The 14,018-nt window shown below is 63.5% G+C and carries 13 protein-coding genes; 5 read left to right on the top strand and 8 right to left on the bottom strand.

The genetic code is table 11. From position 1 onward, the window contains the following. Window positions 1–188: 188 nt before the first annotated feature. The 4 genes from VFE81_RS13725 to wrbA are packed head-to-tail and all read right to left on the bottom strand — an operon-like array spanning window position 189 to window position 3,566. On the bottom strand, window positions 189–995 hold the full coding sequence (locus VFE81_RS13725) for a metallophosphoesterase (RefSeq protein WP_325045118.1): 807 nt from the start codon (window positions 993–995) through the stop codon (window positions 189–191). Between the two features lie 52 nt (window positions 996–1,047). After that, window positions 1,048–2,466, bottom strand: coding sequence for an FAD-binding oxidoreductase (locus VFE81_RS13720; protein ID WP_325045117.1), 1,419 nt, complete (start codon window positions 2,464–2,466; stop codon window positions 1,048–1,050). A 51-nt stretch (window positions 2,467–2,517) separates the two neighbouring features. Further along, on the bottom strand, window positions 2,518–2,946 hold the full coding sequence (locus VFE81_RS13715; RefSeq protein ID WP_325045116.1) for a DUF2069 domain-containing protein: 429 nt from the start codon (window positions 2,944–2,946) through the stop codon (window positions 2,518–2,520). A gap of 17 nt (window positions 2,947–2,963) precedes the next feature. Then, window positions 2,964–3,566: an NAD(P)H:quinone oxidoreductase gene (wrbA, locus tag VFE81_RS13710; RefSeq protein ID WP_325045115.1), complete on the bottom strand. Its 603-nt coding sequence runs from the start codon at window positions 3,564–3,566 to the stop codon at window positions 2,964–2,966. 120 nt (window positions 3,567–3,686) lie between these two features. Here wrbA and VFE81_RS13705 point away from each other — a divergent pair, with 120 nt between their 5' ends. Then, window positions 3,687–5,000: a YihY family inner membrane protein gene (locus tag VFE81_RS13705; RefSeq protein ID WP_325045114.1), complete on the top strand. Its 1,314-nt coding sequence runs from the start codon at window positions 3,687–3,689 to the stop codon at window positions 4,998–5,000. A gap of 147 nt (window positions 5,001–5,147) precedes the next feature. On the opposite strand, the gene VFE81_RS13700 is transcribed toward VFE81_RS13705, so the two are convergent. The 3 genes from VFE81_RS13700 to VFE81_RS13690 all read right to left on the bottom strand — a co-directional run bounded on the left by VFE81_RS13700 (window position 5,148) and on the right by VFE81_RS13690 (window position 8,048). Next, window positions 5,148–5,468 carry an Mpo1-like protein gene (locus tag VFE81_RS13700; protein WP_012433756.1) on the bottom strand — a complete coding sequence of 107 codons (321 nt, stop codon included), beginning with the start codon at window positions 5,466–5,468 and terminating at the stop codon, window positions 5,148–5,150. 199 nt (window positions 5,469–5,667) lie between these two features. Continuing rightward, complete coding sequence (locus VFE81_RS13695) at window positions 5,668–6,513, bottom strand: alpha/beta hydrolase (RefSeq protein WP_325045113.1); 846 nt, start codon at window positions 6,511–6,513, stop codon at window positions 5,668–5,670. Then, the gene (locus VFE81_RS13690) at window positions 6,510–8,048 is read right to left on the bottom strand and encodes an O-acetylhomoserine aminocarboxypropyltransferase (protein ID WP_325045112.1); all 1,539 of its coding nucleotides are present in this window, start codon (window positions 8,046–8,048) and stop codon (window positions 6,510–6,512) included. The genes VFE81_RS13695 and VFE81_RS13690 overlap by 4 nt, the downstream gene beginning before the upstream one ends. 239 nt (window positions 8,049–8,287) lie before the next feature. Between VFE81_RS13690 and VFE81_RS13685 the strand changes: the two genes are divergently transcribed. From VFE81_RS13685 to VFE81_RS13670, 4 genes are all read left to right on the top strand, one after another. Then, complete coding sequence (locus VFE81_RS13685) at window positions 8,288–8,749, top strand: CBS domain-containing protein (RefSeq protein ID WP_325045111.1); 462 nt, start codon at window positions 8,288–8,290, stop codon at window positions 8,747–8,749. Between the two features lie 141 nt (window positions 8,750–8,890). After that, the gene (locus tag VFE81_RS13680; RefSeq protein WP_325045110.1) at window positions 8,891–10,828 is read left to right on the top strand and encodes an MFS transporter; all 1,938 of its coding nucleotides are present in this window, start codon (window positions 8,891–8,893) and stop codon (window positions 10,826–10,828) included. 221 nt (window positions 10,829–11,049) lie between these two features. Further along, window positions 11,050–12,150 (top strand): chorismate synthase, encoded by a 1,101-nt coding sequence (gene aroC / locus VFE81_RS13675; RefSeq protein WP_325045109.1) that lies wholly within the window; start codon window positions 11,050–11,052, stop codon window positions 12,148–12,150. A 47-nt stretch (window positions 12,151–12,197) separates the two neighbouring features. Then, entirely contained in the window at window positions 12,198–13,673 is a 1,476-nt protein-coding gene (locus VFE81_RS13670) for a tetratricopeptide repeat protein (protein WP_325045108.1), read from the top strand. A 137-nt stretch (window positions 13,674–13,810) separates the two neighbouring features. Here the strand turns inward: VFE81_RS13670 and VFE81_RS13665 are convergent. Further along, window positions 13,811–14,018: 4Fe-4S dicluster domain-containing protein (locus VFE81_RS13665; protein ID WP_325045107.1), on the bottom strand; the 208-nt coding region annotated here is incomplete at its 5' end.

The raw sequence follows: 14,018 nt of genomic DNA, 5'->3' as shown, positions 1-14,018 counted from the left end.
CCAACGCCAACGCCAACGCCAACGCCAACGCCAACGCCAACGCCAACGCCAACGCCAACGCCAACGCCAACGCGCCAACGCGCCAACGTGCCAACGTGCCAACGTGCCGGCAAGACCCGAACCCGGCGACAACAACAGCGTAGTGCGTGGCGCGTGACCGCGCTACCCAGATCGGCCCCAAGCCGATGCTATATCTCTACGACCTTATCCCACGTGAACTGCGGATTCTCCGGCTGACGGGTGCGCCGGTCGAGATAGCCGCGTGGATTGCAGACCACGCGTGTGCCGTTCACGGTGTAGTCGAACGGCGTATGCGTATGTCCGTGGATCCACAGTGCGACGGGCGAGCGCACCAGTTCCGGCAGATGATTGACGAAACCGGCCGACACGCGGTCCTCCGCGTAGCGCTCGGCCAGACTCAGCCGATGCGGCGCATGATGCGTGACGACAATCGTCTTGCCGTCGAATGGCCTCGCCAGCTCGCTTTCGAGCCACGCGCGCGCTTGCCGGTGCAGCGCGAGGGAGTCGTCAGGGGTGAAGTCGCGCGACGAGTCCTGGGTGTCATGCGGCCAGTTCATCTGGATCAGGCCGCGGAAGTCGAGCATCACCCGGCGCGATGCCTCGATGGACTCGGCGAGCGTGTCAGGATCCGCGCCGTATAACGCGAAGTCGGTCCACAAGGTGGTGCCGAGCACGCGCCAGCGGCTTTGCGGGTCGACCAGCGTGGCATTGTTCAGCACATGCACGTTGTCGACTTGCGCGGCTGCGTCGTAGAGGGCCGTTTCGAGCGCGCCGAATTCGCCGTCGTAGTACTCGTGATTGCCGGGCACGTAAATCACCGGCACGGCGCCGTCGAAAGCCTGCGCGGCCCAGCGCGGGCCGGCTGCGTGATTGTGGATGTCGCCGGCCAGCACGATCAGATCCGCGTGCGCATGCGGGATCAGTTCAGGCTCGTCGTTCTCCAGATGCAGATCGGACAGCACACGAATCTTCACGACAACTCCTGCAATAGGCCCCGCACCACATGGCGAAGGTTTTCTCTAAACCTTAGCGTAGCATCTTGCCCGGATTCATCAGGTTCAGCGGGTCGAGCGCGCGTTTGACGGCGTGCATCAACTGCACTTCGACGTCCTGCTTGTAATGCATCGCCTCGTCGATCTTCAACTGGCCGAGGCCGTGTTCCGCGCTGATGCTGCCACGATGCCGGTGCACGCTGTCGTAGACGATCTGGTTGATCGGGCTTTGCCAGGTCTTGAGGAACGCCTTCGCGTCGACGCCCTCGGGCGCCTGCACGTTGTAGTGCAGGTTGCCATCGCCGAGATGGCCGAACGTGACCATGCGCACGCCCGGCACGGCTTGCGCGATCGCCGCGTCGGTTTCCTCGATGAAGTGGCCGATGCGCGAAATCGGCACCGCGATATCGTGCTTGATGTTCAGGCCTTCCTCAGCCTGCGCGAGCGGGATGTGTTCGCGCAGATTCCAGAATGCCCGCGACTGCGTGAGATTTTCCGCGACCACCGCGTCTTCGACCAAGCCTTCGTCGAGCGCGGTTTCCATCAGGCGCTCGAACAGTCCACGCGCATGCTCTTCACTCTCGCTATCCGACAGTTCCAATAGCACGACTTGCGCGTGCGATTCGGCGAACGGATAGCGCATCTGCTCGAAATGCCGCCCGACCAGCCGCAAACAGAAATCCGACATCAATTCGAAGCCGGTCAGAAGCGGCCCGGCGACGCGTTGCGTGAGCGACAGGAAATCGAGTGCCGCATGCGGCGACGCGAGCGCGGCGAGCGCCGTGACGCGCGCGGCCGGCTGCGGATGTAACTTGAGCACAGCGGCGGTGATGATGCCAAGCGTGCCTTCCGCGCCGATGAACAGATCGCGCAGATCGTAGCCCGTGTTGTCCTTGCGCAGTCCGCGCAGGCCGTCCCACAATTCGCCTTGCGGCGTGACCACTTCGAGGCCCAGGCACAGCTCGCGTGTGTTGCCGTAGCGCAGTACGCCGGTGCCGCCCGCGTTGGTGGCGAGATTGCCGCCAATCGTGCAACTGCCTTCGGCGGCGAGGCTCAGGGGGAACAGGCGGACGGCTTCTTCAGCGCGCTTCTGTACTTCGGCGAGGATGACGCCGGCTTCGACTGTGATGGTGTTGTTGTGCGGATCGATGTCCCGCACGCGGTTCAGACGCCGCAGACTGATGACCGCCTGCGCGCCACTTTCATCCGGCGTGGCGCCGCCGGCCAGACCGGTGTTGCCGCCTTGCGGCACCAGTGCGATGCGATGCTCGACGGCGAGTTTGACGAGCGACGCGACTTCGTCTGGCGTGGCCGGGCAGAGCACGGCGCAGGCCGCGCCGGTGTAGCGGCGGCGCCAGTCGGTGAGGTAGGGAGCTGTGTCGTGCGGGTCGGTCAGCACCTGGGCGGCGCCGATGGCATCGCGGCAAGCGGTGAGGAAAGCGGCTTGGGTCATGTTTGGTCGGTCAGGATGGTCGGCGGATAGCTTACGTGGAAGGCGCTGTTTTCATCGTGCGCGCCCCTCGACCGGCTCGGCGTTCTGCTTTGCGTTTTCCTTTGCTGCCCGTTTTGCGGCGCGCTTGAACGGCGCGACATACGCAAGCGTGCAGACGAAAAAAACTACGGCGAGGGCGGTTTCGAGCCAGCCGAGGCGGGCGCTTAGGCCGCGGTCGCTCCAGCCACGGACGATGCCCTCGGCAAAATACAACAGGATCAGCATCGACGCCCATTGCAGCGTGTAAAGCCGATGCCGCCACACGCCGGGCAGGGCGAGCAGCAGCGGCACGGCTTTGAGCACCAGCGCCGAGCCGCCCGGGCGCAGCGGCGCGAGCCACCATTCCCACGCAACGGACAGGACGATCAGCGCGAGCAGGGCGGCCGTGGCGCCGAAAGCGGCGGCGCGGTTTTGCTGCACGGGCATGGCGGTTGCGCGCATAGGGGCATTCGGCTCGCTCACGGTAGTTCGCTCATAGACGCCGCCGTGCGGGCAACGCGTGCGCCGAGGGCAATCGCAAGCGTCTTTTCGTCAGCGGAGATGCCCTGTTCGGCCGTGCCCGCGCGTGCGAAATGCGACGCGCCATAGGGTGTGCCGCCGGTTTGCGTGGTGGAAAGCGCGCTCTCGGTGTACGGAATGCCGACAATCAGCATGCCGTGATGCAGAAGCGGCAGCATCATGGACAGCAGCGTGGATTCCTGGCCGCCATGCAAACTGCCGGTGGACGTGAACACACAGGCCGGTTTGCCGGACAGCGCACCCGAAAGCCACTGCGGCGTGGTGCCGTCGAGAAAATATTTCAGCGACGCGGCCATATTGCCGAAGCGGGTGGGCGAACCGAGCGCGAGACCGGCGCATTCCTCGAGGTCGCGCAGTTCGACGTAGGGCGGCCCTTCAGCGGGAATATCCGGCTGGGTCGCTTCGCAAACCGTGGAAACCGCCGGCACGGTGCGCACGCGCGCCTGCATGCCGGGGACGCTGTCGACGCCGTGCGCGATCGCCAGCGCAAGCTCGCGCGTGGCGCCATGACGGCTGTAATAGAGCACGAGAATGTCTTTCATAAGCCTCATCGGTGAACGGGTATTATAGGGGCTGGGTCCGCTGCACAGGCCATCCATAGCCATTCGGCCAGGCCTCGCGCACTGTCCTGAAACACCGTTTTATGAAGCAAGGAGGCAGGTTTGTTGTCCAGGGTGCGTTTCGATCTCGATACGCTCAAACGGCTCGCGCAGTTTGCCGCGAAGCGCAGTAGCGAAGACCGCATTCCACAGGTGGCCGGCAGCCTCACGTTCACCACCATGCTCTCGCTTGTGCCGCTCGCCACGGTCGCGTTTGCGCTGTTCACCGCGTTTCCGATTTTCAGCTCGTTTCAGATGTCGCTGCAGATTTTCCTCGCCGACCATCTGATGCCTGCGCAGCTCAACAGTCAGATTTTCGATTATCTGAATCAGTTCGCGTCGAAGGCCAAGGGCCTCACGACCATCGGCATGATTTTTCTGTTCGTCACCGCCGTCATGACGATGATGACTGTGGAATCCGCTTTCAACGTGATCTGGCGGGTGCGCAAGGCACGGCCGATCGCGCAGCGCATTCTGGTCTATTGGGCAATCATCACGCTCGGCCCGATTCTGATCGGCGTGAGCCTGTCGATTTCTTCCTACCTGTTCACACGGTCCATGGCGTTCACGGCGGCCCAGCATATTCCGCCGGTGATCGACTGGGCGCTGACCGGCGCCTCGCTGCCGTTGACGGCGCTCGCCTTCACGATGCTTTACGTGTTTCTGCCGAACTGCCGGGTGGAATGGCGTGACGCGGTGATCGGCGGGATTACGGCCGCGATCGCGTTCGAACTCTCCAAGCGTGGCTTTGGCTATTACGTGCGCCGGATTCCCACCTATACCGCGGTGTACGGTGCATTTGCCGCCGTACCGCTATTCCTGCTGTGGATGTATCTATGCTGGTTCATCGCGCTGGCCGGTGCGATGATCGCGTCGGCGTTGCCGGCGATCCGCATTGGTCAGTTTCACCGGCCGATTTTCGAGGGCAGCGATCTGTTCGATTCGCTTGAACTCCTCGCGCGGCTCTCGGAAGCGCGCGAGGCCGGCAAGCGCGGCTACACGGTGCAGGAGCTCTCGCGCATGCTTCGCCGTGAGATGGACACCACGGTCAAGCTGCTGCAAAAGCTCGAGGAGATCGAGTGGATTGCGCGCTTGCAGGAGGACGGCACGCGGCCGCACTTCCTGCTGCTGGCGAATCCGGCGCAGATCACAGTCGAGCGTCTGTTCGATCTGTTTGTGATCGATCGCGCGGAGCTCGAATATCAGCTTGAACTGAATTCCACGCGCGTTGATGGCCAGACGCTTCTGGCCGCGCTGGAAAACGACAAGCTGAAGGTGACGCTCGCTGTGCTGCTGGCAGCGCGTGCTGCCGCGCGGGCGGCGCGCGCGCAGGAAAGCGAGCAGGGCACTTCATCGATGCCACATCAGGCTGCCTGAAGCGGCAGCGAAACTGTGGCAACGGGAGGCTGCATCACGCGGACCCGACCGACCGCAAAACCGTGGCAACTCGAATGCCGCATCGGGCAGGCTGAATTCACCGCGAAACTATCGCGGCAGGAACACGACGCCAATTCGACGGCAAACCTACAGCGAAATCTTCCCGACACAGATGTCCTTGAACATCACCCAGTCGCCCATCAGGCTATAGAGCGGATGCCGGAAGGTTGCCGGCCGGTTCTTCTCGAAGAAGAAATGCCCGACCCAGGCAAAGCCGTATCCGCAAATTACGGCAGCCGGCAGCCATAGCCAGTCACCGGTGGCGAGCGCCATGGCGAGACAGCCAATCACGCCGAGCGAACCCACGAAATGCAGCCGCCGCGATACCGTGTTGCGATGCTCGCTCAGGTAATACGGATAGAACTCCGCGAAACTCGCGAAGTGATCGGTGTGCGCGGTTTGAGCCATCACGGCCTCCGAATGTCGACGCTACTCGATTCCGTGCCCGTCGCTCCCAGATTGTTTCGGCGCGCGCCGGCATGCCGGGAACGCGCTCAAAACAGGACAGGCTTGACCCATTGTGCGGCTATCGGGCCATGCGTGCAACCTGGCCATTCGGCCGATGGCGCGCCTGCGCCGGTGCGGTTATCGTGACGGCTCGCAGCGACTATCGAACGCCGTGTGGAACGCCGTCTCCGGCTTTCGAGGCGAAGCTGAACAGCGCGTCGAGCGTGGCATCGGGCTGCTCGGTCATCAGGGCATGGCCGGCTTCGAGCGTGACAGTGCCGACCGGTACGCCGGCTTGAGAGAGCGCGTCGGCGAGCGCTTTGGCCGCGCGTGGCGGCGTCATCGCGTCGCGCCGGCCCACGATCAATCGCGTCGGGCAACGCACTTCGGCCGCGCGTGTGAGGCCGTCCGCGTAGCTATTGCAGGCGGTGAAGTCGGTGTGGAACAGATGCGGCTCGCCGCTCGCCGAAACACGCTCCATCAGCCGCTGGTTCATGCCGTGCAGCCAGGCGCCAGGGCCGGGGCACGACGGCTTGGCGGCGAACGTCGAATGCGACCATTGATTGACCATGTCGATTGCTTCGGGTTCGCGATGCAGGGCCGCGTCGAGCAAGGCGTCGGAGACGGCCATCGGCACGGCGGTGGCGAGCAGTGCGAGGTGCGTTGCGCGCTCCGGATAGCGCCCGGCGAAGTCGAGTGCAATCAGCGAGCCCATGCTGTGGCCGGCCACGAATGCGCGCTGTACGCCGGCGGCGTCGAGCAGAGCGGCCAGCCAGTCGGCCATTGCTGTCACGGTCGTGAGCGCGGGACCGTCGCTGCGGCAGTGTCCGGGCAGATCGACCGCCAGCACGCCGAAGCCGTGATGCGCGAAGTAACGCGTTTGCAATGCCCACACGCTATGGTCATGCTCTGCGCCGTGGATGAACACGGCCGTTGGTAGGCTACGGTCGAATGGTTTGCCGCCGGTGTACGCGTAGGCGGATTTGCCTTGAACGGTGAAGATCATGCGGACTCCGGGCGGGGTTTGGCCGCATCGGCGGGCGGGGCGGATGGGTCGCCGTGGGCGGGAGCAGCGGCTGAACTGGAGAGGTTGCCTTGGGCCGAAGCAGCGACTGAACTGGGGAGGGTGCCTTGGACCGAAGCAGCGGATGAACTGGGGAAGCTGCCTTGGACCGAAGCAGCGGATGAACTGGAACCGCTGCTTTTTGCCGCACCGGACGGACCGGATGGCCCACTCCCAGGCGCAGTCGCCCCGCTCGCTTTCTGCGCGGCTTTCAGCGCCCGCTTGAGATCGTCGATCAGATCGTCGGGGTCTTCAAGGCCGATAGACAGACGGATCGTGCCTTCAGCGATGCCGGCTGCGGCGAGTGCGGCGGCGTCCATGCGGAAGTGCGTCGTCGAGGCAGGATGGATGACCAGCGAGCGCGCGTCGCCGACGTTGGCGAGATGTGAGAACAGCGAAAGCGCTTCGATAAAGCTGCGCCCGGCGGCGCGGTCGCCGCGCAGATTGAAGCTGAACACCGCGCCCGCACCACGCGGCAGCAGACGCTTCGCGAGCGCATGGTCCGGATGCGACGGCAGTTCCGGGTAGGCGACGGCTTCGACGGCAGGGTGTGCGCACAGAAATTCGACCACCTTGCGCGTATTCGCGACGTGCCGTTCCATGCGTAGCGGCAGCGTCTCGATGCCCTGCAGAAGTTGCCACGCAGCCTGGGGATGCAGGCACGCGCCGAAGTCACGCAGGCCCTCGCGGCGCGCGCGCAGGAGGAATGGCGCGACCGTGCTTTCCTCGGCGAACACCATGCCGTGAAAGCCCTCATACGGCTCGGTAAATTCGGGGAAGCGGCCGGACGCGTTGAAGTCGAAAGTGCCGCCGTCCACGAGTACACCGCCGATCGTGGTGCCGTGGCCGCCGAGGAATTTGGTCGCCGAGTGATAGACGAAGTCGGCGCCATGCTCGAACGGCTTGAGCAGGTAAGGCGTGGTGAAGGTCGAATCGACCAGCAGCGGCACGCGGTGTTCGTGTGCGATCTGCGCCACCGCGGCGATATCGAGCACGTCGAGGCCCGGGTTGCCGAGTGTCTCGCCGAACAGCAGGCGCGTGTTCGGGCGCAGCGCGGCGTGCCACGCGTCGAGGTCACCCGGTTTGACGAACGTCGTCTCGATGCCGAAGCGCCGCAGTGTGTAGTGCAGCAGGTTGTGCGAGCCGCCATACAGGGCGCTGGAGGCGACGATATGGGAACCGGCGCCCATCAACGTGGCGATCGCCAGATGGAGCGCGGCCTGGCCGCTGGCTGTACCGATTGCGCCCGCGCCGTTTTCCAGCGCGGCAACGCGCTCCTCGAACACGGCCACGGTCGGATTCGAGATGCGCGAGTAGACGTGGCCGGCGCGTTCCATATTGAAGAGCGCCGCGGCGTGGTCCGAGTCGCGGAACGAAAACGAGGTAGTCTGGTAAATAGGCGTGGCGCGCGCGCCGGTGGTCGGGTCGGGCGCTGCACCGGCGTGCAGCGCAAGCGTATCGAAACGGTTGGCGGACATCCTGGGCGGCGAAGCCACGGACGGCCTCGCGAAAGGTGAAAGTGGCGGCCATCCTATCACCGGCATGGATCGCTTCAAGCGCGGTTTTCCCGGTGGGAGCGATCTGACCGGTGTTGGATTGACCTTGCAAACGCCCGTTGCGCCTTGGTGGGCGGGCCGCTTTCCTTTTATGGACCTTTCCGCTAGGATCGAAAGTCATTCAGGCAATATCAGCTTAGCGGGTATCACGGAGACAGAACATGCGAGTCAGCGACATTCTTAAAGTCAAAGGCAACACCCTTTTCACGGTCACGCCGGATACCACGCTGCACGACGCAGTCAATACAATGGCCGAGCACGATATCGGCTCGCTGGTCGTGATGGAATATGGCGATCTCGTCGGTATGCTGACATTTCGTGAAATTATTCTGACCTTGAGCAAGCACGGCGGCAGCCTCGGTACCTCCACGATCCGCAAGTTGATGGACGACCATCCGCTGACCTGCACGCCCGAAACGGACGTCAACGAGGTTCGTCGCATGATGCTTGAACACCATGTGCGCTATTTGCCGGTGCTGGAAAGCCGCACGCTGATGGGCGTGATCTCGTTCTACGACGTCGCGAAGGCGGTGGTCGAAGAGCAGGGCTTCGAAAACCGCATGCTCAAGGCCTACATTCGCGACTGGCCGGAAGAACAGCAGGAACAGCAGGCGCCGCGCTAACTAACGCGCGGTGGCTCACCGCGGCGCTCGCGCCGTTGCCGTGAGTCTGAAGATGTGGTCAAGGCGCGCGCGAAAGCGTGCGCTTTTTTTGTGCCCGGTCCTTTCCCCATTGTTGCGCTTTTAGGCCGTTCTCCGAACTTCATGAGCGATCGTCCGTTACCTGCTGCCCGCCGTGCCGCCCGTCCTCACGAGGCGCACGAGTCCCAGTTCCGCCTGCTCGGCCAGCGCCGTTTCGCGCCGTTTTTCTGGACCCAGTTCCTCGGCGCGATGAACGATAACGTTTTCAAGATCGGCTTCACGTCGCTGGTGACGTATCAGGCGGCGCGCTTTTCCGGCGTCGATCCGAAAACGGCCGCGTTCCTGATCTCCGCGATTTTCATTTTGCCGTTCGTGCTGCTGTCGGCCACCTCCGGTCAGATCGCGGACAAATACGACAAGGCGATGCTCACACGCTTCGTCAAGAGCTTCGAAATCGTTGTGATGTTGATCGGCGGCGCGGGTTTCTGGCTGCATAGCGCGCCGCTGCTGTATCTGTGCACGTTTCTGATGGGCGTCCATTCGACCGTGTTCGGACCGGTCAAGTATTCGTACCTGCCGCAGCATCTGTCGAAGTCGGAACTTGTTGGCGGTAACGGAATGGTCGAGATGGGCACCTTCGTTGCGATCCTGATCGGCACGATCATCGGCGGCGTGGGCGCGGGTTTCGTCGAGCATGGCGCCGTGGTGCTGGCCTGCGCATGTGTCGGGATTGCGTTGGTGGGGCGCCTTGTGTCGAACTTCGTGCCGGTCACGGCGGCGCCGCAGCCGGATCTGCGCATCAACTGGAATCCGTTCAGCGAGACGTGGCGCAACCTGAAACTCGCGCGCGAAAACCGTACGGTGTTTTTGAGCCTGCTGGGGATTTCCTGGCTGTGGTTCGTCGGCGCGACCTTTCTGTCTTCGTTTTTCAGCTTCGCGAAAAATGTACTGTCCGCCGACCCGGACGTCGTGACCGTGCTGCTCGGTACGTTCTCGATCGGCATCGGTTTGGGTTCGCTGCTGTGCGAAAAGCTCTCGAAGCGGCGCATCGAAATCGGTCTCGTGCCACTCGGCTCGATCGGCATGAGCGTGTTCGCGATCGATCTGTTTTTCGCAAGCCATGCGCTGCCCGCAGCGGGGCATCTGTTGAGCGTCGGCGAATTCCTCGTGCGGCCTGCCCATTGGCGCGTGCTGGCCGATCTGTTCCTGGTGGCCATGTTCGGCGGCTTCTACAGCGTGCCGCTCTATGCGCTGATTCAGAGCCGCAGCCAGCCGACCCACCGCGCGCGCATCATCGCCGCGAACAATATTCTGAATTCGCTGTTCATGATCGTCTCGGCGTTGATGGCGATGGGGCTGACCGCGGCGGGTTTCAGCATTCCGGCGATTTTCCTCGTGACCGCGCTGCTGAACATTGTCGTCGCGACCTACATTTATTCGCTCGTGCCGGAGTTTTTGCTGCGTTTTATCGCCTGGGTGCTGGTGCATACGTTCTACCGGATTCGTCTGGTTCATGCCGAACGGATTCCGGAAGAGGGCGCGGCCGTGCTGGTGTGCAACCACGTGAGCTTCGTCGATGCGATCGTCATCATGGCCGAGAGCCCGCGGCCGATCCGTTTCGTGATGGATCATCAGATCTTCAAGACGCCGTTCGCCGGCTGGGTGTTCCGGCAGGCGAAGGCGATTCCCATCGCACCCGCCCATCAGGATCCGGAACTGCTGACGCGTGCCTATGAGCGCTGCGCAGAGGCGCTTGCCGAGGGCGACCTGGTCTGTATCTTCCCGGAAGGCAAGCTGACGAAGACCGGCGAGATGAATCCGTTCCGCCACGGCGTGACCGAGATCATCCGCCGCACGCCGGCGCCGGTGATACCGATGGCGCTGCGCGGGCTGTGGGGCAGCGTGTTTTCGCGCGCCAACGACGCGCGCTGGCCGCGGCCGATCCAGAAGGGCGTGATGAGCCGGCTGACGTTGGCGGTGGGTGAGCCGATCGAGCCAGCTGAGGCGTCGCCGGAGGTACTGCAGCAGATCGTTACGGAGTTGCGGGGAGCGCGGAAATAGAGCGGCCGGATAACGGCCTGCCGATTGGGTCCGTAGCGCAAGCCGCGGCGTGATGGAATTCGCGGTCGGATCCAGCTGCGGCAGGAATTTCCGCGCTTCCGCCTGCGGCCATACTCCCGTCAGAGACTTGTCCGGAAGGCATAGACCGTTGTGCACGGCGGCCCTAGCCCCTTGAGGGCTGGCATAATAGTGCCTTCCCCGCATTTCTTTGGACGACGCCCATGTCCGGCAACACGCTCGGTACGCTTTTCACTGTCACGACCTTCGGCGAATCGCATGGTCCCGCTATCGGCTGCGTGATCGACGGCTGCCCGCCGGGCATGGCACTTGGCGAAGCCGATATCCAGCTTGAACTCGACCGCCGCAAGCCGGGCACGTCGCGCCACGTCACGCAGCGTCAGGAAGAAGACAAGGTCGAGATTCTGTCGGGCGTGTTCGAAGGCCAGACCACCGGCGCGCCGATCGCGCTCCTGATCCGCAATACGGACCAGCGCAGCAAAGACTACGGCAACATCGCCGACACCTTCCGCCCCGGCCACGCGGACTACACCTACTGGCAGAAATACGGCATTCGCGACTATCGCGGCGGCGGCCGTTCGTCGGCTCGTCTGACGGCGCCGACGGTGGCGGCCGGCGCGGTGGCGAAGAAATGGCTGCGCGAAAAATTCGGTACCGAGATCCGCGGCTACATGGGGGCGCTCGGCGAGATCGACGTGCCGTTCGTCGACTGGGTACACGTGCGTGAGAACCCGTTCTTCGTGCCCAATGCAGACATCGTGCCGCAGCTCGAAGAGTACATGGACGCGCTGCGTAAAGACGGGGACTCCATCGGCGCGCGCATCAACGTCGTGGCTTCCGGCGTGCCGGTCGGACTCGGCGAGCCGCTGTTCGATCGCCTCGACGCGGACATCGCGCACGCCATGATGGGCATCAATGCGGTGAAGGGCGTCGAGATCGGTGCCGGATTCGCCAGCGTCGCGCAACGCGGTTCGGTGCACGGCGACGAACTGACGCCGGAGGGCTTCGTCGGCAATCACGCGGGTGGCGTGCTCGGTGGCATTTCGACCGGGCAGGACATCACGGTGTCCATCGCGATCAAGCCGACTTCGAGCATCCGTACGCCGCGCCGCTCGATCGACAAAGCGGGACAGCCGGCCATCGTCGAAACGTTCGGGCGTCATGACCCGTGCGTCGGCATCCGTGCTACGCCGATCGCCGAATCCATGCTCGCGCTGGTGCTGATCGACCACGCGCTGCGCCACCGTGCGCAATGCGGCGATGTCTCCGTGAGCACACCGAAGATTGCGGCGAGCGCGCCGTAAAGGGCACTCTCTGAGCGTCTTCGTACTGCGCGCGCAGCATCGTCTCAATGACCGATACGAACATCGAGCCGGCAGATAAGAATCTCGCGGACCTGCGTGCGCGTGCTGCCGCGCCGCATGCCGGCGCGGCAGATTGTCTTGCATTCGGACAAACGCTATTGCAATACGCCGGCCGCGACAAAGGCCACCGGCGCGAAGCGCTTGCAGCGCTGGTGCGCGCCTATCAGCTCGATTCCTCCTGCGAACCCACGCTGCTTCACACGATTGCGCAGACGGCGTTCATCGTGCGCAATTGGGCACTCGTCGACTCCGCCACGGCGCTGCTTCTCGAACGAAACAACGAAGACGCCAACGCGCTGATCTGGCGCGCCGCCGCCGTGCAACAGCGCAACGACTTCGACACGGCTGAGCGACTACTGCGTGAAGCGGTGCGTGTTGTTCCCGGCAATCCGGTGGCGCTTCACAAGCTCGCTTTGTGCATCAAGGAGCAGGCGCGGTTTGCTGAAGCGGAAGCGTTGCTCAGGCAAGTGCTGGAGTTGTCGCCGAATAACGCGCATGCGCAGTTCGATCTGTCGGAACTCGAAATCCGCACAGGGCGTTTCACCGACGGCTGGGTGCACTACGAATCGCGCGTCGCGTTCGGCGACGATCTGAATAACGCGCAGCATGCGCTCGCTGCGATCAGCGCGCATTGGCAGGGCGAATCGCTGGGAGGCAAAACGCTGATCGTGTACGGCGAGCAAGGCAACGGTGATTGCCTTTGGGCGGTACGCTTTTTGCCGTTGCTGGCCGAGCGGGCGCGACGCGAGGGCGGCCGGGTGATTTTCGGTCACGATGGGCCGTTGCGGCATCTGTTCGAACGGATGCTGCCTGCTGACCTGCCGCTCGAAACCAGCCTTGAGACGCGGCCTGATTTTCATTGTGGGTTGATGAGCTTACCGCTGCGGCTTGGTGTTTTCGATGCCACAGGGTGGGGTGCGCCGTATCTGAGCGCCGAGCCCGCGCTTGTGCAGGCATGGCGCGAGCGGGTTCATGCGCACACGGCCGGCCGGCCCGGCAATCGAAAAGTCGGTCTGGTGTGGAACGGCAATCCGGAGCATATCCGCGACATGCGGCGCTCGGTGCCTGTCGGGCAGTTCGAGCCGCTATTGAGCGTGCCGGGCGTGACGTGGTTTGCGTTGTCGCCAGGGCGCAGCGAGACCGTCGCGCAGTGGCGGGCCAAAAGTCTCGACGTTGTCGATTTGACCCACCATTTTCAGTCCGGATTCGACGACGTCGCTGCGTTGCTGGCGAATCTGGATCTGGTCGTCACGATTGATAGCGGGCCGGCGCATCTGGCCGGGGCGCTAGGCGTGCCGACGTGTTTAATGATCGACCACGTGTCGGCATGGTTTTGGGGCGATGAATCGCGCACCACGGCCTGGTACGATTCTATTGAGCTCTTTCGACAGCCTGAGATTGGCGCGTGGGCGCCTGTGCTGGCTAAAGTGCGAGAGCGGATTGAAATGATGCGGGGCGTTTGAGCTCTTTGCTTAGCGGGCGTTGTTGGCAATACGGTTGCAGCGGATGCCTCGTTATCTTTTGCCTGCTCGGAACGATTTGACTGCGTGCCGCACGCGGGCAGACAAACAAGCTCCGCGCACGGCAATCAAACACCGAATCACATATTCGGATAGTTAGGCCCACCGCCGCCCTCAGGCGTCACCCAGACGATGTTCTGCGTCGGGTCCTTGATGTCGCAGGTCTTGCAATGCACGCAGTTCTGCGCATTGATCACCAGACGCTCGCTGCCGTCGTCGTTCTTCACGAACTCATACACCGCGGCCGGGCAATAACGCGATTCCGGACCGGCATAGGTCTGCCAGTTC

Source organism: Paraburkholderia sp., from assembly GCF_035656215.1.
Lineage (GTDB): Bacteria > Pseudomonadota > Gammaproteobacteria > Burkholderiales > Burkholderiaceae > Paraburkholderia.
Note: the sequence above shows the minus strand (reverse complement) of the source record. Positions and strands in the feature narration are given on the sequence as shown.